The 24376-nt window shown below is 51.7% G+C and carries 23 protein-coding genes; 21 read left to right on the forward strand and 2 right to left on the reverse strand.

What is annotated here, in order from left to right:
- Positions 1 to 149: 149 nt before the first annotated feature.
- Together rbsK and ACYVK4_RS13080 are read left to right on the forward strand one after the other, a co-directional pair.
- Positions 150 to 1121, forward strand: coding sequence for a ribokinase (gene rbsK, locus ACYVK4_RS13075; protein ID WP_461127959.1), 972 nt, complete (start codon positions 150 to 152; stop codon positions 1119 to 1121).
- A 21-nt stretch (positions 1122 to 1142) separates the two neighbouring features.
- Entirely contained in the window at positions 1143 to 2705 is a 1563-nt protein-coding gene (locus tag ACYVK4_RS13080) for an ADP-ribosylglycohydrolase family protein (RefSeq protein ID WP_461127960.1), read from the forward strand.
- Here the strand turns inward: ACYVK4_RS13080 and ACYVK4_RS13085 are convergent.
- Complete coding sequence (locus ACYVK4_RS13085; RefSeq protein WP_461127961.1) at positions 2702 to 2917, reverse strand: hypothetical protein; 216 nt, start codon at positions 2915 to 2917, stop codon at positions 2702 to 2704. The two genes, ACYVK4_RS13080 and ACYVK4_RS13085, sit on opposite strands and share 4 nt — an antisense overlap.
- Positions 2918 to 3241: 324 nt before the next feature.
- Here ACYVK4_RS13085 and ACYVK4_RS13090 point away from each other — a divergent pair, with 324 nt between their 5' ends.
- The 12 genes from ACYVK4_RS13090 (at position 3242) to ACYVK4_RS13145 (ending at position 15671) form a co-directional block, all read left to right on the forward strand.
- The gene (locus ACYVK4_RS13090; RefSeq protein ID WP_461127962.1) at positions 3242 to 3784 is read left to right on the forward strand and encodes a DUF3237 domain-containing protein; all 543 of its coding nucleotides are present in this window, start codon (positions 3242 to 3244) and stop codon (positions 3782 to 3784) included.
- 20 nt (positions 3785 to 3804) lie between these two features.
- Positions 3805 to 4581 (forward strand): crotonase/enoyl-CoA hydratase family protein, encoded by a 777-nt coding sequence (locus ACYVK4_RS13095; RefSeq protein WP_461127963.1) that lies wholly within the window; start codon positions 3805 to 3807, stop codon positions 4579 to 4581.
- Positions 4582 to 4674: 93 nt separating this feature from the next.
- On the forward strand, positions 4675 to 6486 hold the full coding sequence (locus tag ACYVK4_RS13100; protein WP_461127964.1) for a feruloyl-CoA synthase: 1812 nt from the start codon (positions 4675 to 4677) through the stop codon (positions 6484 to 6486).
- 113 nt (positions 6487 to 6599) lie between these two features.
- Positions 6600 to 7709 carry a 5-methyltetrahydropteroyltriglutamate--homocysteine S-methyltransferase gene (locus ACYVK4_RS13105; protein ID WP_461127965.1) on the forward strand — a complete coding sequence of 370 codons (1110 nt, stop codon included), beginning with the start codon at positions 6600 to 6602 and terminating at the stop codon, positions 7707 to 7709.
- A 206-nt stretch (positions 7710 to 7915) separates the two neighbouring features.
- Positions 7916 to 9043 carry an alpha/beta hydrolase family protein gene (locus tag ACYVK4_RS13110; RefSeq protein ID WP_461127966.1) on the forward strand — a complete coding sequence of 376 codons (1128 nt, stop codon included), beginning with the start codon at positions 7916 to 7918 and terminating at the stop codon, positions 9041 to 9043.
- 99 nt (positions 9044 to 9142) lie between these two features.
- On the forward strand, positions 9143 to 10012 hold the full coding sequence (locus tag ACYVK4_RS13115; RefSeq protein WP_461127967.1) for an amidohydrolase family protein: 870 nt from the start codon (positions 9143 to 9145) through the stop codon (positions 10010 to 10012).
- Between the two features lie 154 nt (positions 10013 to 10166).
- Positions 10167 to 11465, forward strand: coding sequence for an MFS transporter (locus ACYVK4_RS13120; protein WP_461127968.1), 1299 nt, complete (start codon positions 10167 to 10169; stop codon positions 11463 to 11465).
- A 184-nt stretch (positions 11466 to 11649) separates the two neighbouring features.
- Positions 11650 to 13137 (forward strand): acyl-CoA synthetase, encoded by a 1488-nt coding sequence (locus ACYVK4_RS13125; protein ID WP_461127969.1) that lies wholly within the window; start codon positions 11650 to 11652, stop codon positions 13135 to 13137.
- 65 nt (positions 13138 to 13202) lie between these two features.
- Positions 13203 to 13598: a malonate transporter subunit MadL gene (madL, locus tag ACYVK4_RS13130; RefSeq protein WP_461127970.1), complete on the forward strand. Its 396-nt coding sequence runs from the start codon at positions 13203 to 13205 to the stop codon at positions 13596 to 13598.
- Positions 13573 to 14331: a malonate transporter subunit MadM gene (gene madM / locus ACYVK4_RS13135; RefSeq protein ID WP_461127971.1), complete on the forward strand. Its 759-nt coding sequence runs from the start codon at positions 13573 to 13575 to the stop codon at positions 14329 to 14331. Before madL ends, madM begins: the two co-directional genes overlap by 26 nt.
- A gap of 510 nt (positions 14332 to 14841) precedes the next feature.
- Positions 14842 to 15291: a hypothetical protein gene (locus tag ACYVK4_RS13140; RefSeq protein WP_461127972.1), complete on the forward strand. Its 450-nt coding sequence runs from the start codon at positions 14842 to 14844 to the stop codon at positions 15289 to 15291.
- Positions 15292 to 15362: 71 nt separating this feature from the next.
- Complete coding sequence (locus tag ACYVK4_RS13145; protein ID WP_461127973.1) at positions 15363 to 15671, forward strand: oxidoreductase C-terminal domain-containing protein; 309 nt, start codon at positions 15363 to 15365, stop codon at positions 15669 to 15671.
- 59 nt (positions 15672 to 15730) lie between these two features.
- On the opposite strand, the gene ACYVK4_RS13150 is transcribed toward ACYVK4_RS13145, so the two are convergent.
- On the reverse strand, positions 15731 to 16612 hold the full coding sequence (locus tag ACYVK4_RS13150) for a helix-turn-helix domain-containing protein (protein WP_461127974.1): 882 nt from the start codon (positions 16610 to 16612) through the stop codon (positions 15731 to 15733).
- A gap of 142 nt (positions 16613 to 16754) precedes the next feature.
- Here ACYVK4_RS13150 and pcaH point away from each other — a divergent pair, with 142 nt between their 5' ends.
- The 7 genes from pcaH to pcaF all read left to right on the forward strand — a co-directional run bounded on the left by pcaH (position 16755) and on the right by pcaF (position 24372).
- Positions 16755 to 17462 carry a protocatechuate 3,4-dioxygenase subunit beta gene (gene pcaH / locus ACYVK4_RS13155; protein ID WP_461129596.1) on the forward strand — a complete coding sequence of 236 codons (708 nt, stop codon included), beginning with the start codon at positions 16755 to 16757 and terminating at the stop codon, positions 17460 to 17462.
- Between the two features lie 11 nt (positions 17463 to 17473).
- Positions 17474 to 17995 (forward strand): protocatechuate 3,4-dioxygenase subunit alpha, encoded by a 522-nt coding sequence (gene pcaG, locus ACYVK4_RS13160; protein WP_461127975.1) that lies wholly within the window; start codon positions 17474 to 17476, stop codon positions 17993 to 17995.
- Between the two features lie 14 nt (positions 17996 to 18009).
- Entirely contained in the window at positions 18010 to 19326 is a 1317-nt protein-coding gene (pcaB, locus tag ACYVK4_RS13165) for a 3-carboxy-cis,cis-muconate cycloisomerase (protein ID WP_461127976.1), read from the forward strand.
- Between the two features lie 44 nt (positions 19327 to 19370).
- Positions 19371 to 20492, forward strand: a complete 1122-nt coding sequence (gene pcaDC, locus ACYVK4_RS13170; protein WP_461127977.1) for a bifunctional 3-oxoadipate enol-lactonase/4-carboxymuconolactone decarboxylase PcaDC — start codon at positions 19371 to 19373, stop codon at positions 20490 to 20492.
- Positions 20489 to 21706, forward strand: a complete 1218-nt coding sequence (locus ACYVK4_RS13175) for a 4-hydroxybenzoate 3-monooxygenase (protein ID WP_461127978.1) — start codon at positions 20489 to 20491, stop codon at positions 21704 to 21706. The genes pcaDC and ACYVK4_RS13175 overlap by 4 nt, the downstream gene beginning before the upstream one ends.
- Positions 21703 to 23046 carry a 3-oxoacid CoA-transferase gene (locus ACYVK4_RS13180; RefSeq protein ID WP_461127979.1) on the forward strand — a complete coding sequence of 448 codons (1344 nt, stop codon included), beginning with the start codon at positions 21703 to 21705 and terminating at the stop codon, positions 23044 to 23046. Before ACYVK4_RS13175 ends, ACYVK4_RS13180 begins: the two co-directional genes overlap by 4 nt.
- A gap of 117 nt (positions 23047 to 23163) precedes the next feature.
- On the forward strand, positions 23164 to 24372 hold the full coding sequence (gene pcaF, locus ACYVK4_RS13185) for a 3-oxoadipyl-CoA thiolase (RefSeq protein ID WP_461127980.1): 1209 nt from the start codon (positions 23164 to 23166) through the stop codon (positions 24370 to 24372).
- Positions 24373 to 24376 lie beyond the last annotated feature (4 nt).

Consider the following 24376-nt stretch of genomic DNA (forward strand, 5'->3'; position numbering starts at 1 on the left):
TTGCCCAACGAGATGATGGGGTAGATTTTCGTGGATAACGGGTTGGCCTGCGCTCGTCCCGTAGACAGTAATAAGGGTAAATTATTGACAAAGGAATTTGATTGATGCAATTCTTACATAGTTTTGTTCAATAGGATATCTCTTTGCATATGGCCTCGTTTGTTTGTGTGATTGGTAGCTCGAACACCGATATGGTGGTTAAGGGCAACAAGCTCCCCGCCCCCGGCGAAACGGTACTGGGTGGTACATTTCTTATGAATCCCGGCGGCAAAGGGGCTAATCAGGCCGTTGCGGCTGCCCGGTTGGCACTCCCTTCTGCAACCAGTTCAGAAGCTTCCATTTCCCCAGCGACAGTGTCATTTGTTGCCACAGTTGGAAATGATATTTTTGGCCAGCAGGCACGTCAGCAGTTCGAGCGGGAAGGTATCCGAACAGATTTTATCACGACCGATGCCAACGAACCCTCGGGCGTTGCCCTCATCGGCGTTGACAGTAAGGGGGAAAACTTTATCATGGTGGCGTCGGGGGCCAATGCTCGGCTCGGGCAGGAGCAAGTGGCCAGTGCCCTGGCCGCCGAAAAGGATGCCCGCAACACGGTTGTTCTCATTCAACTGGAAACACCCATGCCAACCGTCGAATTCGCGATTCGGGAAAGTTACGAACGGGGGATGCGCGTAGTCCTGAACCCCGCTCCGGCGCAGCCTATTGCTCCGGGGGTATTGGCCTGTTTGTTTGCAATCACGCCCAACGAAACCGAAGCCGAACTACTGACGGGTGTTCGTGTGACCGACGAGATCACCGCGAAACAGGCAGCTCAACACCTTCACGAAGCAGGCGTACCAAATGTGGTGATTACGCTTGGTTCGCGGGGGGCTTACCTTTCCACAGCTTCCGGGGCGTCGATGGTTGCCGCCCCACCCGTATCGGCCGTTGACACCACAGCGGCCGGTGACTGCTTTAACGGGGCCCTTGCCATAGCCCTTGCCGAAGGCCGCGACCTGTTCGATGCCGTCGCATTTGCCTGTAAAGCCGCGTCGATTTCAGTGACCCGCCTGGGAGCTCAGGCATCCATGCCGTACCGTCATGAAGTCGATGCTTTATCTCTCCCGACCATTCAATAACTCCTGACGACCCTAAACCCGATGAAAAAACGCTATTTACTCCTTTCACTAATCGCTCTGACGGCCTTTGGGCCGGCCCCGACACCTGGCAAAAAAGCACCTGCATCCATAACGATGGCCCGGGCGACTCTGCAGGACAAGATTAAAGGGGGCTGGGCCGGACAAGTAATTGGCTGCACGTTTGGCGGACCAACGGAATTCAGGTTCAATGGGACGATGATGAACGATTATCAGCCTATTCCCTGGTATGATGGGTACATCAAAAAGACGATGATCGAGAACTTCGGGCTGTACGATGACCTATACATGGACCTGACGTTTGTGGACGTATTTGAGAAAAAAGGGCTCGATGCGCCTGTCAGTGAACACGCTAACGCGTTTGCCAAAGCCGATTATATGCTTTGGCATGCCAATCAGGTGGGTCGTTACAACATCCTGAACGGCATGAAAGCCCCTGAGTCAGGACACTGGCTCAATAACCCCCATGCCGACGATATTGACTTCCAGATCGAAGCTGATTTTTCGGGACTTATGTCCCCTGGAATGCCCAATACCGCCGTTCAGATTGGTGATCCCATCGGGCATATTATGAATTACGGTGACGGTTGGTATGGTGGCGTATATGTAGGGGCTATGTACTCGCTGGCCTTCGTTAGTAATGACGTCAATTACGTTGTCCGGGAAGCCCTTAAAGCCGTGCCTAAGCAGAGTACGTTTTATCAATGTATTGCCGATGTGATCAAATGGCACGACCTGTATCCAACCGACTGGAAACGAGCCTGGCTCGAAATACAACGCAAGTGGTCGGATGAAGTGGGCTGTTCCGACGGGGTATTCGCTCCGTTTAATATCGACGCCAAAATCAACTCAGCCTACATCGTGCTTGGATTACTCTACGGACAGGGTGATTACACCAAAACCATGCAGATCAGTACCCGCGCCGGGCAGGATTCCGATTGCAACCCGTCGTCGGCAGGGGGGATACTGGGGACCATGCTGGGCTACAGTAAAATACCGGCCTACTGGAAACAGGGACTTGCCGAAGCCGAAGATATCGACTTTAAATACACGACTATGTCGCTCAGCGATGTGCATACTATCGGTATGAAGCACGCCCTTCAGGTCATTGAACGGAATGGCGGTAAAGTCAATGGTGACAACGTTACCATTGCGGTACAAACCCCGAAACCGGTCCGCCTGGAACAGGCCTTCACTGGCCACTTCCCAACCGAAAAACGAAGTATCAATAAAGACCTGACCGGTTTGGGGCAAGCAGATGAGTTTACTGCTACCTTCGATGGGGTCGGATTTATTATGGAAGGTCAACCCGTGCCGAAGGCCAGTGGTCGTTACGACGGTGATTTTATGTACCGGTTGGCCGTCTATGTGGATGGTCAGCAGATGGAGACCGTTAGCATTCCAGCCGGTTTCACCCGCCGACGCTACGACCTGACCTGGAAGTATCAACTGACACCCGGTACCCACACGGTGAAGCTTAAACTGCTAAATTCCGATAAAGACTTCACACTGCGTCTGCGCAATCTGATCGTTTTCGGGAATAAACCGGTTCTGGCCCGTTATTAAGTACTGCTGCCGCTGGAGTTCGTTAAGGTCGTTGCTAACCTGCTGTAGATCAAGCAGGTATTCCGTTTGTTCGACTGCCTATTCGGGACCAGCGACGTGCTGTTGGATGATGTGTCGGAAGTGAAATTGGTTGCCTTTCCGGCGTATTTCAGGGGCGCATCATTAGCCATCCCGCGGAGAATGTTGTCGAGCAAAGTGGTTTGAATCGCCACTGACGTTGATTGAGCTGGTGCTGTAATAAGAAGCTGAGAACCCGGCCAATACTGTAGGTCAAGCCAACCCTTAATTCAGTAAAGTCGCTATCGACCTATCATTAGATGCATTCGATAGCGAGTCCGGTTTATGATTTACTGATAAGCATTACCTATCAGTAAATCATAAAAAACGATTAGACTTTAAGTATATTTTTTTAGACTATTGTAAGTGTGAAAAGTACAGACACTCGTTAAAGTGTCCCTGGTGCGCTCACATACTTCGCTATAAATCAGGTTAAATGCCTGATAGACTATACCCGATCAAGCAACACCCATTCTACGATGAATCGTCTGATAAAATCCGGATATATCCTGATCCTGTTGATCATTTTCAGCCATCAGACTTTTGCACAAAACAGTAAGACACCACCCGCGCCGGGGCTGTCGTTTGTGGGTCAGTTGAATGTAAAAATCGGGAATGCCTATGTTGTCGGTGAAACACCACATGGTCTTCGTCGAATCATTCCTATCCTGGGGGGTACGGTGGAGGGTCCCGATCTGAAAGGTGAAATTCTGCCCGGCGGTTCAGATTGGCAGGTTGTCCGAAAAGATGGCGTTGCCGAACTGGAAGCGCATTATCAGTTCAAAACCGACGATGGAGTTATTATCTATATAAAAAATGTGGGTTTACGCGTTGCCACACCCGAAGTTGCCGCCCGTATTGGCCGGGGTGAACAGGTAAGCCCTAATGAATACTACTTTCGGGCCATCCCCAGGTTCGAAGCGCCTGCCGGTAAATACGCCTGGATGAACAATGCCATTTTTATCTGTACCGCCTTTCGTAATCCTGAAAATGTGGTGATTCAGGTCTGGAAAGTCCTTTAAACGCCATAAACTCTTTTATTATGCCCCAACCATCGGCATGGCTGAACGTTGAGCAGCAAGACGAATTGTTGATCGTTACCATAAATCGCCCCGAAAAACGGAATGCGATCAATGACAGCCTTTTGCTAGGTCTGGAGACCATATTTTCGACCGTACCGGAAGGGGTAAAAGCCGCTGTTTTATGCGCTGAAGGTCCGCATTTCAGCGCGGGTCTCGATTTGTCGGAGTTGCAGGAACGGGATATAGTCGCTGGGCTGCACCATTCGCGTATGTGGCACCGGGTACTGGATCGCATTCAATATGGTACGGTGCCCGTGGTGGCTGTGCTGAAAGGAGCCTGCGTAGGTGGGGGACTCGAAATTGCATCGGCCTGCCACATCCGGGTAGCCGAACAAAGTACCTTTTATGCCCTGCCCGAAGGCCAGCGGGGTATTTTCGTGGGTGGTGGTGCCTCGGTCAGGCTGCCCAAATTAATTGGTATGGCCCGCATGGCAGACATGATGTTTACCGGGCGGGTTGTCTCGGCTGACGAAGGAATTTGGATGGGGCTATCGCAGTATGTCGTGCTGGATAACGACGGTCTGGCGAAAGGCATTGAACTGGCGAAACGAATCGCCCAGAATGCACCCATGACCAATTATGCGCTGATGCACGTGTTGCCCCGCATTGCGGATTCCGCCCAGTCGGAGGGGTTATTGATGGAGAGCCTGATGGCGACCATTGCCCAGTCATCGGCCGAAGCAAAGGATAGACTCCGCGATTTTCTGGAAGGACGGGCGAAGAAGGTAGGCGAATAAACGTTAGCCCGCAGCTTTGTTAACTGAAATCATCGAATGAAATAAGGTTCAATTCAGAAATCGGCTTTTTGCTTCTCATACACCTCCAAGCCCATGTCGTTCAAGCAAGTTCAATTTGGCCCCACCCGAACCCGTAAAACGGTGCACTCCGATGGGTCTATTCGATTACGCCTTGAACAGCCGTTGAACGATTACCCTGAAAAACTGACCGAGAAGCTTGTCTTTTGGGCGGAAACACAACCACACCGCCCGTTTATAGCTCGCCGGAATAAGGGCGGGGAGTGGGTCCGTTACTCGTACGAACAAACGTTGACTGCGGTGAAAGCTATTGCTCAGTACTTGCTTGATCAACATCTGGGTCCAGAGGATACGCTGGTTATCTTATCCGAAAATAGCCTCGAACACGCCCTTCTGGCACTGGCGGCTATTCATGTGGGCATTCCTTTTTCGCCCATATCGCCCCCGTACTCCCTAATTTCTAAGGATCTGGGGCGGTTGCAGCATTGCCTCGAATGCATGACGCCCAAAGTTGTCTTTGCCCAGGATGCTCATGTATATAGCCGGGCACTCAATCTGACGAAGTCGCTGTTTCCGGAAGCTATCATCATCACCACTACTGCTGATAGTCATGACGTTAAATTTGCCGACGTCCTGACCACGGTACCAACTGACGCCGTAGAACGGGCTTTTGACAGGGTCACACGCGATTCGGTGGCGAAAGTGCTGTTCACCTCCGGGTCGACGGGGCTACCAAAAGGGGTTATCAATACGCACCGGATGTGGTGCGCCAATTTGCAGCAGATCACGCAGGTGTTTCCTTTCATGCAAACCGAACCACCCGTAATGATCGACTGGCTTCCGTGGAATCATACCTTCGGCGGGAACCACAATGTAGGCCTGGCGCTCTACAACGGCGGTACCTTGTATATTGATGATGGTAAACCCACTTCGGCGGGTATTGAAACAACGGTGCAGAACCTGCGGGAAATTTCGCCGACGGTTTACTTCAATGTGCCCAAAGGGTTCGAGATGCTGATCCCGTATTTTGACCGTGAGCCCGAACTACGTCGAACGTTTTTTGCCCGATTGAATATGCTGTTCTATGCCGGGGCGAGTTTGGCGCAACCCATCTGGAACCGGCTGGAAGAACTGGCGATGGAAACCATCGGCACACGAATTCCGATCATAACGGGGTTGGGTTGTACCGAATCGGGGCCATCGGCCATGTTTGCCAACTGGGGCGGTAGCTTTTCGGGCCTGCTGGGGGTGCCGGTAGCGGGCATGGATGTGAAACTGGTTCCCGACGGTGATAAACTCGAAGCGCGGTATAAAGCACCAAATGTTACGCCCGGTTACTGGCGGCATACCGAAGCCACCCTTACCGCATTTGATGAGGAGGGCTACTACAAAACGGGGGATGCCGTGCGCTTTCTGGATCACAACGACCCCGACAAAGGCTTGATTTTCGATGGCCGTATTGCCGAAGATTTCAAGCTTTCGACCGGTACGTGGGTCAATGTGGGCATTCTGAAAGCGAAGGTCATTTCGGCTGGAGCACCGATCGTGCAGGATGTGGTCATTACCGGCCTCGACCAGGCTCATGTTTGCGTTCTCCTGTTCCTGAACGCCGATGCCTGCCGGCGCTTAGCCAGCTTGCCGGTGGATTTGCCCGACAAAGAAGTGTTTAGGCATCCGGCAATTAATGATTTTGTCGATGCGCTGCTGATCGTTCTTAACAAAACCGCCAAAGGCAGTTCAGAACGAGTCGAAAGGGCCCTCGTCGCCGTCGATCCGCCCTCCATTGATCTGGGTGAAATTACGGATAAGGGTTCTCTGAATCAGCGGGCTATCCTTAAACACAGAGCCGATTTAATAAACCAACTGTATTACCAACCTAACATTTAAACCGAAGAATGAGTGAAGAATATAGCAGGCTGATTGCTCTGAAAAACGATTCATTCACCTTTCCGTTTCTGCTTTATTCTTCACTTTTCACTTATCACTCTTAATTCTTTATCATGAAAACCCCTCCTTTTCGCGCCGACCATGTTGGCAGCCTGTTGAGAACTCCCGACGTGAAAGATAACCGTCTGAAATGGAAAAAAGGCGAGATATCGGCCGAAGAACTGCGTGCCATTGAAGATGCAGCCATTGCCGAAACCGTGAAAAAACTGGAATCGACCGGTATGCGCTCCATCACGGATGGCGAGTTCCGTCGTGATTATTTTCACCTCGATTTTCTGAGAGAACTATCGGGCGTCACGGTTACGGGTGGTATCGACGCCAACCCGAACGCGAAAGCTGCTTCCGACGGCTTTACGCCCCCGGTATTGAGTGTAACGGGTAAGCTCAAGCACGTGAAAGACATTCAGGTAGCCGATTTTAACTTCCTGAAATCCGTGACCACACAAACGCCCAAAGTGTCGATTCCATCGCCGACAATGATTCACTTCCGGGGTGGCCGAAAATCCATCGACATTAATTCTTACCCGGACATGGATGAGTTCTTTCACGATCTGTCCATGGCGTATCGGGAGGAAATCGACCATTTGTATAAGGCCGGCCTTCGGTACCTGCAACTGGATGACACGAACCTGGCCTACCTCTGCGACCCAAAAATGCGGGCGGCTGCCGTGGAGCGGGGCGAAGATCCAAATGAACTGCCCCGAACCTATGCCGCGCTGATCAACTCGGTCATCGACAACCGCCCCGACGACCTGACAGTGGGCATTCACCTGTGCCGGGGTAACTACCGCAGCACCTGGTTTGCCGAGGGTGGCTATGAGCCTGTAGCGGAAGTACTCTTCAACGAAATCAACGTCGACGCTTACTTTCTGGAATACGACGACGAGCGCTCCGGCGATTTTGCGCCCCTCCGCTTTGTGCCCAAAGACAAAATGGTTGTACTCGGTATCGTATCTTCCAAAGTTCGGGAGCTCGAATCCATTGAAGACCTGAGCAAGCGCATTGACGAAGCCGCCCAGTACATGCCTCTCGATAACCTGTGCGTGAGTCCCCAATGTGGCTTTTCGTCGACCCACCACGGCAACGACCTGACGCATGACGACCAATGGAAAAAGATTGAACTGGTCGTCAACACAGCCGTGAAGGTTTGGGGAACAGCGTAGGTAGTGCCGACCGTCCCGGTTGGTAGAGAAAATACGCTACCGGGGTGTCATGTTCTAAACCTGAAACGGTGAGGTTTCTCAAAACCTAAAGTCACAAGGTTTTGAGAAACCTCGCAGCGTCGGTTATAAGTAACCGACACCACAGAACCAGGTATTGCCACACACCATACTCCACACTATACGGTACTAACTACCCGATAAAGAACATGAAATACTATTTCAGCCTGTTGCTGGCGTTAAGTCTTGTCACCCGATCTGTTGCCCAAAGCCCCGTCGCTAAAGTTGATTCGGGCAGTTTGAAAGGGGCCCGGTACGTCATACTTTTCCCGCCAAACTGGAAAGGGAAACTGGTCATGTATGCCCACGGCTACGAATTCATGGGCGCGAAACCCCGACAAAGCCAGAATCCGGGGTTTTCGAATAACATGAAGCCGTTTCTGGAACGGGGTTTTGCCGTAGCCGCATCAGACTACCAGTATCAGGGGTATTCATTGCCGCAGGGTGTTGACGATACCGAATCGCTGCGACAGTTTTTTATAAAAACCTACGGAAAGCCGGATACCACCTACATGGTCGGGCATTCGCTGGGTGGGGGAGTTACGCTGGCAACCATCGAGAACTTTGGGGCAAATTACAACGGGGGGCTTCCCCTCTGTCCATTGTCGAGCCGACCCTACCTTCAATGCCGGAAAGAATTCGACATGTATGCTACGTTTAACGGGCTATTCCCGGGTGTTGTGCCCTCGTTGACAACTATTTTCGATCTTTCGAAACCCTATCAGGCTCAGCCGATGCAGGCGATGGTGTCACAGGCCATGGCGATAAAAAAAGCTGTTCTGGCTAAAGATTCCGTGTTGGCCGTAGCCTTTGCCAAACGATTTGATTTAAAACTGGAAGATCTTCCCTTTTCCCTATTCTTCAATGAGAACGTCCTGCGCGATCTGGCTCAAAAAGCCAAGGGAAATCCGTTCGACAATACCAACACCGTGTATACCGGCTTCCCGGATAACCTGGTTGTCAACCAAAAAGCGGAGCGCCTGCCCGCCACCGTCGATGCGAATCTGGTTTTTGGGAAATACGACCGAACCGGTAAAATTGACAAGCCTGTCGTTTTAGTACACACCATCTACGATCAGCTTATCCCGCCAGCCTATGGGGTCGTGAATTTCGAAAATATGGTGCATCAACAGGGGAAAGATCAGTATTTTACGGTCAAATACACCAGCGGGCAGGGTCATTGCAACTTTACACCCCAACAAACAGGACAAACGTTCGACGCCCTCCGAAACTGGGTAAAAAAAGGTACCAAACCAACTCCCGGATTTATAAATTAAAGAGCGAAAGTATGAAAGAGTAGTATGCTATCATGAAAGACAACGCTCTTTCGCTCCGCACCGGCGGCCGCTCTTTCGCTCTTTAACTCTTTCTCACTTATGATCGACCTCGATAAAATACGTGCCATTGATGTGCATACCCATGCGGAAGCCTCTTGCTGGCATCCGCATGACGATTTTCGGCCGGAGCTGGACGAGGCTTTTACAAAATTTTTCAAGTCGGACCACCGGCCCACCATTCAGGAAACGGCTGATTATTACCGGGAGCGGAACATGGCATTCGTGATGTTTACCGTAGACTCCGAGTTCAACGTGGGTAAGCGCCGTATTCCGAACGAAGAAGTGGCCGAAGGGGCGCAGAAGAACGCCGATGTAATGATTGCCTTTGCCAGCATCGATCCGCACAAAGGCCGAATGGGTGCCCGCGAGGCCCGAAATCTGATTGAGAATTTTGGCGTCAAAGGGTTTAAATTTCACCCGACCGTTCAGGGTTTCTACCCCAACGACCGCATGGCGTATCACCTGTATGAAGTCATTGCGGAGTATAAACTGCCGATGTTATTTCATTCCGGCCATTCGGGGTTTGGCTCCGGTGTTCGTGGGGGAGGAGGAATGCGACTCGAATATTCCAATCCCATTCACCTCGACGATGTGGCTATCGACTTCCCCGACAATCCTATCATCATTGCGCACCCAAGCTGGCCGTGGCAGGATGAAGCCTTGTCGGTAGCCATGCACAAACCCAATATTTATATCGACCTCAGCGGCTGGTCGCCGAAGTATTTTCCGAAGCAACTGGTGCAGTATGCCAATACCATGCTCAAAGACCGGGTGTTGTTTGGCACTGACTTTCCGCTCATCACGCCCGACCGCTGGCTGAAGGATTTTGAGGAGGCCGGCTTTAAGGAAGAGGTGAAGCCGCTCATTTTAAAAGAAAATGCCATTAAGATGCTCGGTTTAAGAAAGTAAAAGAGCGTTGGCTTTTGCTTCGTCTCTTAATGTAGCACGGGTCAATAGCCCGCGTAGTCAAAGGCTAACAAATTCAATAACCTATTAGCCTTCGGCTAGGCGGGCTACAACCCCGCGCTACGAGATAAAATCCCCTTAACTTGAATTAACCTACATGGAAGTAAGTGCCAAAACCCTGATTGACCAGCGACCTCTTTCGCAGTTACAGTACGCCACTATCATCGTCTGCTTCCTGATGAATATGCTCGATGGCATGGACGTCCTGGTGATCTCGTATGCGGCTCCGGCCATTGCTAAAAACTGGAGTATAGGACCGGAAGCGATGGGCGCCGTCTTTAGCTCCGGGTTATTTGGCATGACCTTCGGCGCACTTTTTCTGGCTCCCTACGCCGATCTCATTGGGCGAAAAACCCTGATTCTCATTAGCGCAGCGATTATGGGCATCAGTATCTACCTGACTTCCTTTTCGACCGGTCTCCTTCCATTGATCGTGTTCCGGTTCATCAGCGGGCTGGGGATCGGGAGCATGCTGGCGAGTACGGCCGCGCTGGCGGCCGAATACACACCAAACAAAACCCGTGATTTCTGGGTAAGCTTCGTCGTGTCGGGCTATCCGGTTGGGGCGGTGGTGTCAGGCCTGGTAGCGGCCAGGATCATACCCGTTTCGGGCTGGCAAACCATGTTTCAGATTGCGGGGGTGACTACTTTTCTGGCGCTGCCATTAATTCAGTTCTTCCTGGCGGAGTCTCTGGATTTCTACCTCAAATCGCAACCGGATCAGGCACTCGGGAAAGCGAACGGTATTCTGGGGAAAATGGGACATTCGCTCATTGATGCCCTGCCCCACAAACCCGCGAAAGGCAACGGCATTCCCATTAAATCGCTGCTCGAAAACGAATACAAAATACCGACCATTCAGCTGTGGACGGCTTTGTTTCTTTCCTTTGCCACGCTCTATTTCCTTACCAGCTGGATCCCAAAACTGGCAACCAATGCCGGTCTCCCGATTGAGTTGGCTATTTACGCCGGTACCGTCTTTAATGTAGGGGCGTTTTTTGGCATCACAGCTCAGGGCTATCTTTCCAGTCGTTTCGGCCTGAAGCGAACGATTGGTCTATTTCTCATCATGACGGGCGTTGTCATGGCGGCTTTTCAGCTTTTTATGGGTTCTTCTACGCTACTGCTGGTCTTTGCCGTGCTTGGCTTTGGTATTCAGGGTGGTTTTGTTGGCCTCTACGCGGTAGCGGCTCGCATGTACCCAACTGAATTCAGAACGACGGGTGTTGGCTGGTCTATTGGCATTGGCCGACTGGGGGGGATCATCGGTCCAGCGGTGGGGGGGATACTGATCGGGATGGGTCTGTCGATGGTGACGAACTTCCTGATTTACGCCGTCCCGACCATCTTCGCCGGCATCATGACGATGTATATTTCGTCGAAGAAGATAAGTTAAAGAAGTTGGCCAATACTGTGATTATGAGTGGCACCGGCCACCTTACCTGTCAACACCCATTAGACCACGTCTACCCATTGATCTATTGGATCAAAGAACCATTGTCAGATAGCTAGAATACCGAATCTAACACCTCGTTTTTTCTGTGTTCTCTATGCCTCTGTGTTAATTAATTTTGCTTATCATGCTTTCACTTGTCCATAACGCCACCCGGAACGTTGACTTAACAGCCATCGTTTCCGAAGGCCACTCTCACACGTATCAGCAGTTACTCGACTCATCCGACGCGTTTGCTTCGCTTCTGCTAAACGGCGCTACCGATCTCAACGAAGCTCGGATAGCCTTCATGGTAGCGCCTGGATTCGATTATGTGCGGGTGCAGTGGGGTATCTGGCGGGCCGGTGGCGTCGCTGTACCACTGGCGTTATCTTACCCGTTGCCATCGCTGCGGTACGTAATCGAGGATACCGGAGCCCAAATTATTGTAGCCGACCAAACCTTCGCCCCGTTGCTGGCTTCATTAGCAGACGAAAAGGGCTGCCGATTGATTATTCTGGGCGAAGAAGGAGAAACGGTCAGTACCCAATCACTGCCCGAACTTACACCAAGTCGCCGGGCGATGATCCTGTACACGAGCGGTACCACCAATCTGCCCAAAGGCGTTGTCACGACGCACGCTAATCTCGACGCCCAGATTTCGACCCTCGTCAACGTGTGGCAATGGTCGTCCAGCGATCATATATTATGTGTACTGCCACTGCACCACGTCCACGGAATTATCAACGTAGTCAGTTGTGCACTTTGGGCTGGCGCCACCGTCGAGTTTCAGCCTAATTTCTCTGCCGAAGCCATTTTTGCCGCCTTTCAGCGCGGGCAGATCAACGTCTTTATGGCCGTGCCGACCATCTATTTCAAGCTGATTGCTTATTGGGAAGGTCTACCGGACGATCAGCAACAACAGATCACCGAAACCCTTGCCAGATTCCGGCTTATGGTGTCGGGATCGGCGGCTTTACCGGTGTCGGTAATGGAGAAATGGAAGACCGTGAGCGGTCACACCTTGCTCGAACGCTATGGCATGACCGAGATAGGCATGGGTATCAGCAACCCCTACGACGATGAACGACGAGTTGGTTATATCGGCAAACCTCTTCCGGGTGTGAGTGTCCGGCTGGTGGATGAAAAGAACATCGAAGTCGTAGACGGGTTGCCGGGAGAGATTCAGATAAAAGGGGCAACCGTTTTTCTGGAGTACTGGAACCGCCCTGAAGCCACTCAAAAAGCCTTCACGGACGATGGCTGGTTCAGGACAGGTGATATCGCCGTAGTCGAAGATGGTTACTACCGTATGTTGGGCCGCGACTCCATCGACATCATCAAATCTGGGGGCTATAAGATTTCGGCCCTCGAAATTGAAGAAGTGCTTCGGACACACTCCGCCATCAGCGATTGCAGTGTGGTTGGAATTCCCAATGAAGAATGGGGTGAATTGGTAGCGGCAGTGCTTATCCTGGCCGATAAGACGGTGTCGCCGGAACAGATTAGTAGCTGGCTGCGCGAACGGATGCCTGCCTATAAAGTGCCCCGACAATACCGCGTTGCCGAGGAACTGCCCCGTAACGCGATGGGAAAAGTGACCAAGAACGACCTGAAGCCTTTATTTAATTACTAATGGATAATGGACAACGGTCTATCTATTATCCATCGTGCGTTACCCTTTACCAAACTTGTATTTAAATGATTATATACGGTGTGGCCATCCTGGCCTTTTGCTATGTCATCGGTCAGTTGGCCGGTGAACTACTCGGCCGACTGATTGGCGTCGATGCCAACGTAGGGGGCGTTGGCTTTGCGATGCTGCTGCTGATTTTTCTAAATGACTGGTTCACGAGAAAAGGATTATCCGATAAACTTACTGACCGGGGTATCGAGTTCTGGAGCCAGATGTACATTCCGATTGTAGTGGCTATGTCGGCGGTTCAAAATGTAAAAGTGGCCGTTTCCAGCGGTTCTATGGCGCTTTTTGCCGGAATCGTTCCGGTATTGATCTGCCTGTCTGTGATTCCCCTGCTTGCCAAGTTTGCTAAATCCCAACCCGTCGACCAGAATGGACATTATAACCCGGTTTCTTGAAAAAAATGGGTTGGTCGTTGCCTTTCTGGCTGTCGGGATCATGATGTATGTGTCGTCCGTTATCTCCAATCGACTAACCAATAAAAAAATCCCTGCATCGGCTATTGCCATCGTCATGGGACTGGTGCTGGCGTATGTGGGAGGCATCTATTCAGGGGGCGAAAAAGGCATTGCCGATGTGAAAGTCTTTTCGGGTTTCGGGCTGATGGGCGGGGCCATGTTCCGCGACTTCGCCATTGTCTCGACCGGTATGGGAGCCAGCTTTGTCGTCATGAAACGTACTGGCTGGATTGGTGCGGTTTCGCTGTTTCTGGGCATTGTGCTTTCATTCATCGGGGGCGTTATTGTGGCACTTTTCTGGGGGTACACCGACGCCGTTAGCCTGACAACCATCGGAGCTGGTGCCTGCACGTATATTGTTGGACCGGTAACGGGTGCGGCCATTGGGGCCAGTTCCGATGTTATTGCATTGAGCATAGCCGCCGGTGTCGTGAAAGCGGTTTTCGTGACCATCGGCACTCCTTTCGTTGCCCGGTACATCGGCCTCGACAATCCGCATACGGCTATGGTCTACGGCGGACTTATGGGCACGACCAGCGGTGTTTCGGCCGGTCTGGCGGCTACCGACCCTAAATTAGTCCCGTATGGTGCCCTCACCGCTACATTCTATACCGGATTAGGCTGCCTGGCGTGTCCGTCGGTGCTGTACCTGCTGATGCGGGTGGTCTTTTGAGAGTTGGCTGTTGCTCAATCCATGAAAATGCCAGTATGAACCCCGCTCGTTCCGACGCTAACCTCTGCTGTCCTCGTCAGGCATCATTTCGATCCTGATTTGGATTGGATGCACACGCTACGGAGCGATTACCACCTGTTTCGTATTAACCGGGTAGAGACGTACAGGCCCCATTTGACCTTCCCGCTGTCGTCCTACCGGAAAACGGTTTTTGACTTTATTTAACGTGAATAATGGGTTGATTAGCTTAAAATCTAGCTTATACGCAGTTATCACCCACGTTATACAGCGATTAGATCAAAAAGATATAACCACAGAGGCACAAAGAACACAGAGGTTGATCAGGAAACTTTATTCCCTGATCAACCTCTGTGTTCTTTGTGCCTCTGTGGTTATATCTTTTTGATCTAGCCTGGATTCTGATCTTCAGTTAAACGAATGCTAACCAGCATTTAGCCATTATTCACGTTATTTACATGACCCAAGGCTATTCCATCCGCGCCATATCCCATGAAAGCATTCATCAAAGACAACGCCCTAAAATCAACATTGGCGAATCTGATTATCGGTGCGGTAATTCCTTCACTGGTCTTGCGCTCGCATTCGGTCGTGCACATACAGGGATCAACGCCCAATTTGCTGTCTGTCCTGTTGCCGGGGGTGTTTATGGCTGCATTCATGACAACGATCATCACCTTTGGTGTGATGACTAGCCAGCGAAAAACCGGGAAACTGACGCCCGGTTTAAGACCATCAACTGGCTGGATCCTGGTTGCCCTCCTGAATGGTATTGTCATTGGGCTGCTTTTTGCCCTGCCCGCTCTGCTGATCATAAAGATTGTAGAGAGGGTGGTAGCCGATACGTCGCTTCCCAAATTGTCGGTCATCCTGCTCTCGGCCCTGATCAGCGCCTTGACAGGCTTCCTGTCATCTTTTGTGGCTGTGAAACGGGCAGTTTAACGTTGTCGGTCCCGAGTGTCTGTACTGTTGGCGATTGCGCCAATCCCTTTAACCCCTCTGGTCAAAATCGAATGCGCCTGAAATTGGTACTAAACGCCGTCGATCAGGCCAAAACGGCCGTGAGTCTTCTGCTTAACCAACCAAAACCCTATCGGGCGGTGCCATGGTTCAGAACCAATCAGTACCCGCTGAAACTCAAAGTGGCAGGAGTGTCGCCCGGGTTCGATGATTATTTGATTCAGGGAGACCAGACTACGGACAAATTTTCGGAGTACCATTACAAAGCGGGCAATCTAATCGGAGTTGATTCACTCAAGCGCCCCGCCGACCACCTCAACGCCCGAAAATTACCCGAAGCGGGCGTTAGCCCCAATCAATAACAGACCAATGACCTGAGTTTTAACTTGAACGCTTTGCTGGTTTGGTAACCATTTTTCGTCTACATCTTTCCCAGTTTTCGAAACTGACCGGGCGAAAGCCCGGTTTGTTTTTTGAAGAGCCTTGAAAAATAAGCCGGGTCTTTGAAACTCAGCACATATGATATTTCGGACAGTGAATACGAGGTGTTGAGCAGGTATTTCTTGGCTTCATTGGTCAGGTTATCATGGACAATTTGCAGAGCCGACTTCTTGACGACCGACTGACAAATTCGGTTGAGATGCACGGCAGTGATGTTCAGCGCACCGGCATATTCCTGAATCGTTTTGAGTTCGTGAATAGACTGCCGAATCAGCTTCTGAAAGGCGTTGAAGTACTGAAGCGTCCGATTCGTTGACAGAGAATCTTCAATACCCGAATCCTGCCGCATTCTGTACAGGCTGATCAGCATCAGTTGAAGTAACGACTGAAGCTGTGCTTTTTTCTCCACTTTGTCTTCATTCACTTCCCGAATCAGTTGATCCTTAATCCATTGCAACTTGTTAAATTCCTCCGCAAGGCCCTCAAATGGATACTGACTTAATTGATTGATCTCCAGAAAAAGCTGCGGCATTGCTTTGGAAAAAATATCCAGCGATTGCTCAGCAATGGTAAAAACCTCCCCAGCCATATTTGATTCGAAGGCAAACCCATGGAGTGTATTGGCCGGAATCAGCAGCACGCAGGGGGGAGTTAGGGTAACTCTGCGCAGTTCGGAGATAAGCACGCCATTACCCGAGGTGAAGAAGAAGAGCTGGATCAAATCGGTGTGCAGGTGCTCATCGATGTCCCAGTCGTAGAGCTGGCTACGAACTTCCAGCAATTCATGATGGATGAACCCGTCGGTAAACGGTTGGCGACTATCGCCATATAATCCCTCGAAGTTGCGAAGATAAATGGACATCTATGTTTAAAATAGCTAAAAAATGACCTAAAAATGGAGGTAATGTTCGATTTGTACAAGCCTTATTTTTATTAATCCAAGATAATTTATGACCATGCCTATAGCTTTGCTGAACAAATCCTTAACCAGCCACACGTTCGGCATGAGCGACCTTATCTATAATCACTTTGATCGGGAGGTACACCCGCCTTACATCTCTCCCGCCTATACATCAACGGTTTTACGGGGTCCAACGAAGCCACTGATCGTTATTAAACAGTCGCTTTCGGAGCTGACCGGCCCCGTTTTTGGGGAAATGAACCTTGGCCCACTCGACCATGATCTGACAAAAAACTCCGTTCGGAACGGTGAGCCGCTGGGCGAACGGATCATTGTGCATGGCAAAGTAATGGACGAGAACGGTCGGCCGATTCCGCACACACTGATCGAGATATGGCAGGCCAATTCGGCAGGTCGCTATGTACATAAAGTAGATCAGCACGACGCGCCTATCGACCCTAATTTTCTGGGTGCCGGCCGCGTACTGACCGATGCCGAAGGCAACTACCGATTCTATACGATAAAGCCGGGAGCCTACCCGTGGGGCAACCATTACAATGCCTGGCGGCCTAATCATATCCACTTTTCGCTGTTTGGGCCGAATATCACAACGCGTTTGGTTACCCAGATGTACTTCCCCGGCGACCCGCTGTTGCAGTACGATCCTATTTTTCTGGGCGTTCCTCCCAAAGGCCGGGAATTATTGATTTCCCAGTTCGACTTAAGCGTTACCGAACCCCATTTCGCCCTGGGCTACCGATTTGATTTTGTCTTGAGAGGCAACAACTCAACGCCATTTGAAACGGCCTAACCATCGACTCCATGCCTTTACAAACACCTTCACAAACCGTTGGCCCTTATTTTGCGTACGGCCTGACGCCGGAGCAATACGGGTACGATTTCAAAAGTCTGATAGAAAATCAGTTGGTGAATCCACTTGATCAGGCAGATACCATCACTATTTCCGGAAACGTCTTTGATGGACAGGGAGTGATTATTCCCGATGCCATGATTGAGATCTGGGACGCGCAAAACAAGCGCTTCGGTCGGATGGGGACGGGTACTGACGTTCAGAACCGGTTTGTTTTTCATGCGTTGAAACCCGAATCTGCAGATGGGCAGGCACCTCATCTGTCGGTCATCGTTTTCATGCGCGGACAGCCGATTCATTCCTACACCCGGCTGTACTTTCCCGACGAAGCTGCTGCCAACGAAACGGACCCGGTTTTAACGCTTGTCCCTGCCGAACGACGCCAGACGCTCATTGCTCAGAAAACGACAACCGGTTATCTGTTCAATATATACATGCAGGGTGAACAGGAAACCGTATTTTTCGAGGTCTAACCCTTAACCTGACCATGAGCCTGTATTCCAGCCTGTTTTATAGTTCTGATGTCCAATTAATACTGTCCGAAGAAACGACCGTTGCAAACATGCTTCGGTTTGAAGCAGCATTGGCTACGGCTCAGGCAAAAAGTGGGTTAATTCCAACCTCCGCAGCCGAACAGATAGCCGCGTGCTGTGCCGTTGATTTGCTGGATTGGGAACGACTCAAAAAAGACATTGCCCTGAGCGGGAATGCGGCCATTCCGCTGGTCAAACAGCTCACCGGCATTGTCCGAAAACAGGACGAAGAAGCGGCTGGATTTGTGCATCTGGGGGCTACGAGTCAGGATGTGGTTGATTCGGCAACTGTATTGACAATCAAAAATATCCTTGACTGGCTGGACCATAAAATTGCGGCTCTGGTAGATAAACTGATTGCTTTGAGCCGACAGCACCGCGAAACCGTTATGATTGGGCGGACACTGCTGCAACAGGCCAAACCGATCACCTTTGGTCTCAAAACGGCTTTGTGGCTGGATGGACTTTGTCGCAGTCAACAACGGCTGGCCGAGTGCCGGAAGCGAGTGCTGGTTCTGCAACTGGCGGGGGCGGTGGGTAGTCGAAATACCTCGATTCCAGCTTCGGTACATCAGGATGTTGCAGACCAATTGGGGGTAAAGCCATCCGTTTCCTGGCACACGCAACGCGACAATCTGGCTGAATATGCCGCCGTTCTGGGTATTCTCTCGGGTAGCCTGGCCAAGATAGCGAATGATGTCATGTTACTCATGCAGACCGAGATCGCCGAAGTGCTGGAAGGAAAAGCAGCAGGCAAAGGTGGTTCGAGTACGATGCCGCACAAACGTAATCCAGTTACCACGACGGCCATTCTGGCCAACGCCAATCGGGTGCCGAACCTGGTAGCTACAATGCTCTCGGCCATGCCGCAAGAGCACGAACGGTCGGCCGGGCGCTGGCATTCGGAGTGGGACGTGCTCAGCGACATCATGCAACTGACCGCCGGTGCGGTCGAGCGCAGTCTTGAGTTGTTCGACAATCTGGAAGTGGATTCGCAACGAATGCGTCAGAACCTCGAATTGACCAACGGACTGATTTACGCTGAAACTGTTTCACTGGCGCTGGCCCCCAAACTGGGCAAAGCCAACGCCCATGAACTGGTCGAAAAGGCGTGTGCAGTGGCTGTTTCAGAGCACAAACACTTAAAAGAAGTCCTTAGCGGCCAAGCCGTTGAGGTGCCTGACCTCGATGCACTTTTTCAGCCGGAAAACTCGCTGGGGCAGGCGTTGGAGATTATTGATTCGGTTTTGCAAAAACATACTAAACTTTAAAGAAAGGGCCCCAAGTAACGTAAAACACTCTTTCGCTATTTTTTATGTCCACCAACCATAAACTTCAGGGATCTCCCAATAGTCCTGTCCTTATCTTCTCCAACTCCTTAGGTGCCGAGATGATGATGTGGGATGAACTGCTGCCTTTTTTACTGCCTTACTTCCGGGTGCTTCGGTACGATACGCGCGGGCAGGGAGGAAGCGAGACCACACCGGGGCCATATACCCTTGACCAGTTAGGGCAGGATGTGATTGACCTCATGGACAGCCTGAACGTCGAACAGGCGTATTTTTGTGGTTTATCGATGGGTGGGTTAGTGGGCCAGTGGCTAGGCATCAACCAGCCCCACCGATTTAAGAAAATCGTTCTGAGTAATACCGGTGCTAAGATTGGCAACGACGAACGCTGGAATGGGCGAATTGCCACTATCGCCGAGCACGGTATGAAGGCCATCGTAGATGATACCATGGAGCGCTGGTTCACGGAAAGCTTCCGTACGAAAAAACCTGAGCGAGTGGGTCAGACGAAAGCTATGTTTCTGCGGTCGCCAATTGAAGGGTATTCTGCCTGTTGCGCGGCCATCCGCGATGCCGACTTTCGGGAAAAACTAGGTCAGCTTTCTGTAAAAACGCTGATTATTGCGGGCGAAGAAGACCCCGTAACGAACATTGAGCAGGCTGAATTTCTCCGGGATAATATCCCCTATGCCCAACTGGCCATCCTGCCCGCCCGACATTTGGCAAGTACCGAACTGCCGCAGGAATACGCACAGGTACTCATCAATTTTCTGGTCGGTGAATCAACGTTTGATAAGGGTATGCACGTTCGGCGGACGGTGCTGGGCGATGCCCACGTCGATAAAGCCAATGAGCAGATCACCGAGTTCAACGCCGACTTTCAGCAGTTTATCACCAACTACGCCTGGGGTGAAATCTGGACCCGGCCGGGCCTTTCCAAACACAACCGAAGTTTGATCACGCTGGCGATGCTGATCGCGCTTAACCGAAAAGCAGAGTTTCAAATGCACGTCCGGGCCGCGTTAAACAACGGTGTCAGTGCGGCCGAAATCAAAGAAGTTATCATGCAATCAGCCCTGTATTGTGGTTTGCCAGCCGCTAATGAAGCCTTTCACGCTGCCAGCGAAATCCTAAACCAGCAACCATGACCCATCACACACAAGTCGGTATTATCGGGGCCGGACCCGCCGGATTATTGCTCGCACAACTATTGCATCAGCAGGGCATTCGTTCCGTGGTACTCGAGAACCGGCCACGGGAACGGGTCGAGAGCCGTCAGCGGGCGGGCTTACTTGAACAGAACACCGTTGACCGGCTTCGTCAGGCTGGGGCTACCACCCGGCTGGATCAGCAGGGACTCGTGCATGACGGGGTAATTCTAAGTTATAACGGCCAGCGGCACCGCATTGACCTGGCTGGGTTGACCGGCGGTTCACGCGTGACCATCTACGCCCAAACCGAAGTCGTAAAAGACTTGATTCAACTTCGATTGGATACGGGCGAACCTATTTTATTCGAGGCCGAAGCTACCTCCGTCGACGGGCTGAATACGAGTACGCCGATGATTCAGTATATCCAAAATGGCGAAGCTCACACCCTGGCCTGCGATTTCGTGGCAGGTTGCGACGGCTTTCACGGCATCTCCAGAAAGACCATACCGGAGTCTCTGACTACCGTTTACGATAAAGTTTATCCGTACTGCTGGTTGGGTATTCTGGCAAAAGTGCCGCCTTCCACCCACGAATTGATCTATGCGTACCATGACCGGGGGTTTGCGCTCCACAGCATGCGCTCACCCGAAGTTTCCCGGCTGTATGTGCAGTGCAACCTAACCGATACGCTGGACGACTGGCCCGACGAACGCATCTGGGCAGAACTTCAAATTCGGTTGGGTACAACCGGCTGGACGTTACACGAAGGCCCAATTATGGAGAAAACCATCACGCCCATGCGGAGTTTTGTGAGCGAACCGATGCAGTACGGACGCTTGTTTCTGGCGGGGGACTCCGCGCACATTGTCCCGCCAACGGGTGCCAAAGGGCTGAACATGGCCGTGGCCGATACAGGCCAGTTATTTGATGCGTTAATGGCCTGGTATCAGCAGGGCAGCGCCACTGAACTGGCCGATTATACCGCCTGCTGCATGCGTCGGGTGTGGCGGGTGCAGGAGTTTTCCAACTTCATGACGGAGCTGCTTCATCATAATCCCGACAAGTCCAGTTTCGATGCTCATTTACAGGCATCCCGTTTCAACCAACTCATCACCAGCCCGACAGCCTCGACCGTTGTCGCTGAAAATTATGTAGGTCTGGCGGCCCAAAAAGCCAGTCAAGCATTTCAACCTGTACTGACTTACCCATGAAAACAGTTCCAATTTTAGACGTGCATACGGCCGCTAACCTCGTGAAAGAAGGCGATACGCTCCTGCAGGGCGGGTTCGGTATGACCGGAAATCCTGTTCACCTGATGCACGCGCTGGCTGAAATCGGCACCAAAAATCTGACGTTCGTAGGCAACAACACCGGCGAAACGGGTTTGGGAGGAGGGCGTCTGCTGCGAAATGGGCAGCTCAAAAAACTGATCGGCTCCTTTTTTACATCCAATCCCGATGCCGTAAAAGCGGCTCAAAACGGTACAGTCGATTACGACTTACTACCGCAGGGAACCCTGGCCGAAGCCATTCGGGCGGGTGGCGCGGGTATTGGCGGTTTTTATACGCCAACCTCTGCCGGAACACCCCTGGCCTTGGGTCGGGAGACCAAAGTCATCGACGGTGTCGAGCAGGTATTTGTTAAGAGCATTCGGGGCCATGTGGCATTCATTCGGGCCTGGCGGGCCGATACCGCCGGGAACCTGCAATACCGGATGACGGAGAATAACTTTAACAAAGCGATGGCTACGGCCGCCGATCTGGTCATTGCCGAAGTAGAGGAAATTGTGCCGGTAGGCGAAATAGCTCCCGAGTTCGTTCATACGCCGGGTTGCTTTGTTGATTACCTGGTGCAGGCCACCCTGACGTTGGAAGACCTCGGCAGCTCAGCCTCGGTATCGTCTTCGAAGAAAGTAGATGAGTCCCGCATGAACATGGCGCGCCGGGCGTTGGCCGAGCTAAAAAAAGGTGACGTGGTTAATCTTGGAATCGGCATACCGACGCTCGTCGCCGATCTGATTACCGACGAACATGGTATTATCCTGCATACCGAAAATGGTATGCTGGGCGTTGGGCCGGTGCCGGCAGATGGGGGTGGCGCGATGGATTACCCCGTTAATGCCGGCAAAATTCCCGTAACAGCCCTGAAGGGCAGCAGCTATTTCGACAGTGCCGACTCCTTCGCAATGATTCGGGGCGGTCACATCGACGTGGCGATTATGGGTGGCCTCGAAGCCGATTCATCGGCTAATCTGGCGAACTGGGCGGTTCCCGGCAAACCGCTATTAGGTGTGGGTGGCGCGATGGATCTGGCAAAAGGGGCCAAGCGACTGATCATCACCATGACCCACACCAATCCCGATGGATCGCCCAAGATCGTACCACACTGTACGCTGCCACTCACCGCTACCGGCGTTGTCGACATGGTCATCACCGATCTGGCCGTCTTCGGCTACCCAAATGGAAAACTAACGCTACTCGAACTCATGCCCGGCGCTACGCTGGAAGAGGTACAGGCTAAAACAAGCGCGAAATTTTTAATGAGTGAATGAGTGATTGATAGAATGATTGAATAAAAAAAGGGATTCCTTTTTCTGAATTGACCCCTACATATTTGATCACTTTCTTCCATTCACTCATCCGCTCATTCACTCATTCAAAATTGATTCATGTCCGACTCATTCATCATCGACGCTATCCGTACGCCTATTGGCAGTTTTGGGGGTAGCCTGTCGCCCATACGTGCCGACGATTTGGCGGCTTTACCGATTAAAGAACTTCTTTCGCGCAACCCCAATATTCCCGCCGATGCCATCGACGACGTGATACTCGGCTGCCACAACCAGGCGGGGGAAGACAACCGCAATGTAGCCCGAATGGCACTGTTGTTGGCCGGATTGCCGTATACGGTACCTGGCGAAACCGTTAACCGGCTCTGTTCTTCAGGGATGTCGGCGGTTATTCATGCCAACCGGGCCATCAAAGCCGGGGATGGCGATGTGTTTATTGCAGGCGGTATGGAGCACATGACCCGCGGACCCTGGGTTATTTCCAAAACGTCGAAACCGTTTGGCAACGATGCCCAGATGTTCGATTCAAGCTTCGGCTGGCGGTTTGTAAATCCTAAAATGCACGCGCTTTACGGAACCGATGCCATGGGTACAACGGCCGAAAATCTGGTCGATATGTACGGGATCAGCCGGGAAGATCAGGATTTATTTGCCTATAACTCCCAGCAAAAAGCCGCTCAGGCACAACAGTCGGGCCGCTTGGCCGAAGAAATTATGGCTGTTGAACTTCCGGCGAAAAAGGACCCGGCTACTATTTTCGATACGGACGAATTTGTAAAACCCCAAACCTCCCTCGATGTGCTGGCGAAGCTAAAGCCCGCATTCAAAAAAGAGGGCGGCACGGTGACGGCAGGTAATGCCGCCGGACTGAACGATGGAGCCGCTGCCCTGTTCATTGCCTCCGACGAAGCGGTTAAACGCTACAACCTCACCCCCCAGGCTCGAATCGTAACCTCGGCGGTGGTGGGCGTTGAACCGCGTATTATGGGCATTGGCCCCGTTCCGGCGACCGAAAAAGCCCTAAAAAAAGCAGGTCTTAAGCTCGACGATATCGACGTTATTGAACTGAACGAAGCCTTTGCGGCTCAATCACTGGCCTGTATCCGGGCGCTGGGACTGGCTGATAATGACCCGCGTATCAACCCGAATGGGGGAGCCATTGCCCTGGGGCATCCGCTGGGCATGTCGGGAACCCGGCTGGTGCAAACGGCCGCTTTGGAATTGGCGAAGCAAAACAAATGCTACGCCCTGGCCACCATGTGCGTTGGCGTTGGAATGGGCTATGCGGTTATCATTGAACGAATCTGATTTG

The organism is Spirosoma aerophilum, from assembly GCF_054782495.1.

What these genes read in the sequence shown, in the direction of transcription:
- rbsK (WP_461127959.1), top strand. Translation starts at nt 150, where the DNA reads ATGGCCTCGTTTGTTTGTGTGATTGGTAGCTCGAACACCGATATGGTG.
- ACYVK4_RS13080 (WP_461127960.1), top strand. Translation starts at nt 1,143, where the DNA reads ATGAAAAAACGCTATTTACTCCTTTCACTAATCGCTCTGACGGCCTTT.
- ACYVK4_RS13090 (WP_461127962.1), top strand. Translation starts at nt 3,242, where the DNA reads ATGAATCGTCTGATAAAATCCGGATATATCCTGATCCTGTTGATCATT.
- ACYVK4_RS13095 (WP_461127963.1), top strand. Translation starts at nt 3,805, where the DNA reads ATGCCCCAACCATCGGCATGGCTGAACGTTGAGCAGCAAGACGAATTG.
- ACYVK4_RS13100 (WP_461127964.1), top strand. Translation starts at nt 4,675, where the DNA reads ATGTCGTTCAAGCAAGTTCAATTTGGCCCCACCCGAACCCGTAAAACG.
- ACYVK4_RS13105 (WP_461127965.1), top strand. Translation starts at nt 6,600, where the DNA reads ATGAAAACCCCTCCTTTTCGCGCCGACCATGTTGGCAGCCTGTTGAGA.
- ACYVK4_RS13110 (WP_461127966.1), top strand. Translation starts at nt 7,916, where the DNA reads ATGAAATACTATTTCAGCCTGTTGCTGGCGTTAAGTCTTGTCACCCGA.
- ACYVK4_RS13115 (WP_461127967.1), top strand. Translation starts at nt 9,143, where the DNA reads ATGATCGACCTCGATAAAATACGTGCCATTGATGTGCATACCCATGCG.
- ACYVK4_RS13120 (WP_461127968.1), top strand. Translation starts at nt 10,167, where the DNA reads ATGGAAGTAAGTGCCAAAACCCTGATTGACCAGCGACCTCTTTCGCAG.
- ACYVK4_RS13125 (WP_461127969.1), top strand. Translation starts at nt 11,650, where the DNA reads ATGCTTTCACTTGTCCATAACGCCACCCGGAACGTTGACTTAACAGCC.
- madL (WP_461127970.1), top strand. Translation starts at nt 13,203, where the DNA reads ATGATTATATACGGTGTGGCCATCCTGGCCTTTTGCTATGTCATCGGT.
- madM (WP_461127971.1), top strand. Translation starts at nt 13,573, where the DNA reads ATGGACATTATAACCCGGTTTCTTGAAAAAAATGGGTTGGTCGTTGCC.
- ACYVK4_RS13140 (WP_461127972.1), top strand. Translation starts at nt 14,842, where the DNA reads ATGAAAGCATTCATCAAAGACAACGCCCTAAAATCAACATTGGCGAAT.
- ACYVK4_RS13145 (WP_461127973.1), top strand. Translation starts at nt 15,363, where the DNA reads ATGCGCCTGAAATTGGTACTAAACGCCGTCGATCAGGCCAAAACGGCC.
- ACYVK4_RS13150 (WP_461127974.1), bottom strand. Translation starts at nt 16,612, where the DNA reads ATGTCCATTTATCTTCGCAACTTCGAGGGATTATATGGCGATAGTCGC.
- pcaH (WP_461129596.1), top strand. Translation starts at nt 16,755, where the DNA reads ATGAGCGACCTTATCTATAATCACTTTGATCGGGAGGTACACCCGCCT.
- pcaG (WP_461127975.1), top strand. Translation starts at nt 17,474, where the DNA reads ATGCCTTTACAAACACCTTCACAAACCGTTGGCCCTTATTTTGCGTAC.
- pcaB (WP_461127976.1), top strand. Translation starts at nt 18,010, where the DNA reads ATGAGCCTGTATTCCAGCCTGTTTTATAGTTCTGATGTCCAATTAATA.
- pcaDC (WP_461127977.1), top strand. Translation starts at nt 19,371, where the DNA reads ATGTCCACCAACCATAAACTTCAGGGATCTCCCAATAGTCCTGTCCTT.
- ACYVK4_RS13175 (WP_461127978.1), top strand. Translation starts at nt 20,489, where the DNA reads ATGACCCATCACACACAAGTCGGTATTATCGGGGCCGGACCCGCCGGA.
- ACYVK4_RS13180 (WP_461127979.1), top strand. Translation starts at nt 21,703, where the DNA reads ATGAAAACAGTTCCAATTTTAGACGTGCATACGGCCGCTAACCTCGTG.
- pcaF (WP_461127980.1), top strand. Translation starts at nt 23,164, where the DNA reads ATGTCCGACTCATTCATCATCGACGCTATCCGTACGCCTATTGGCAGT.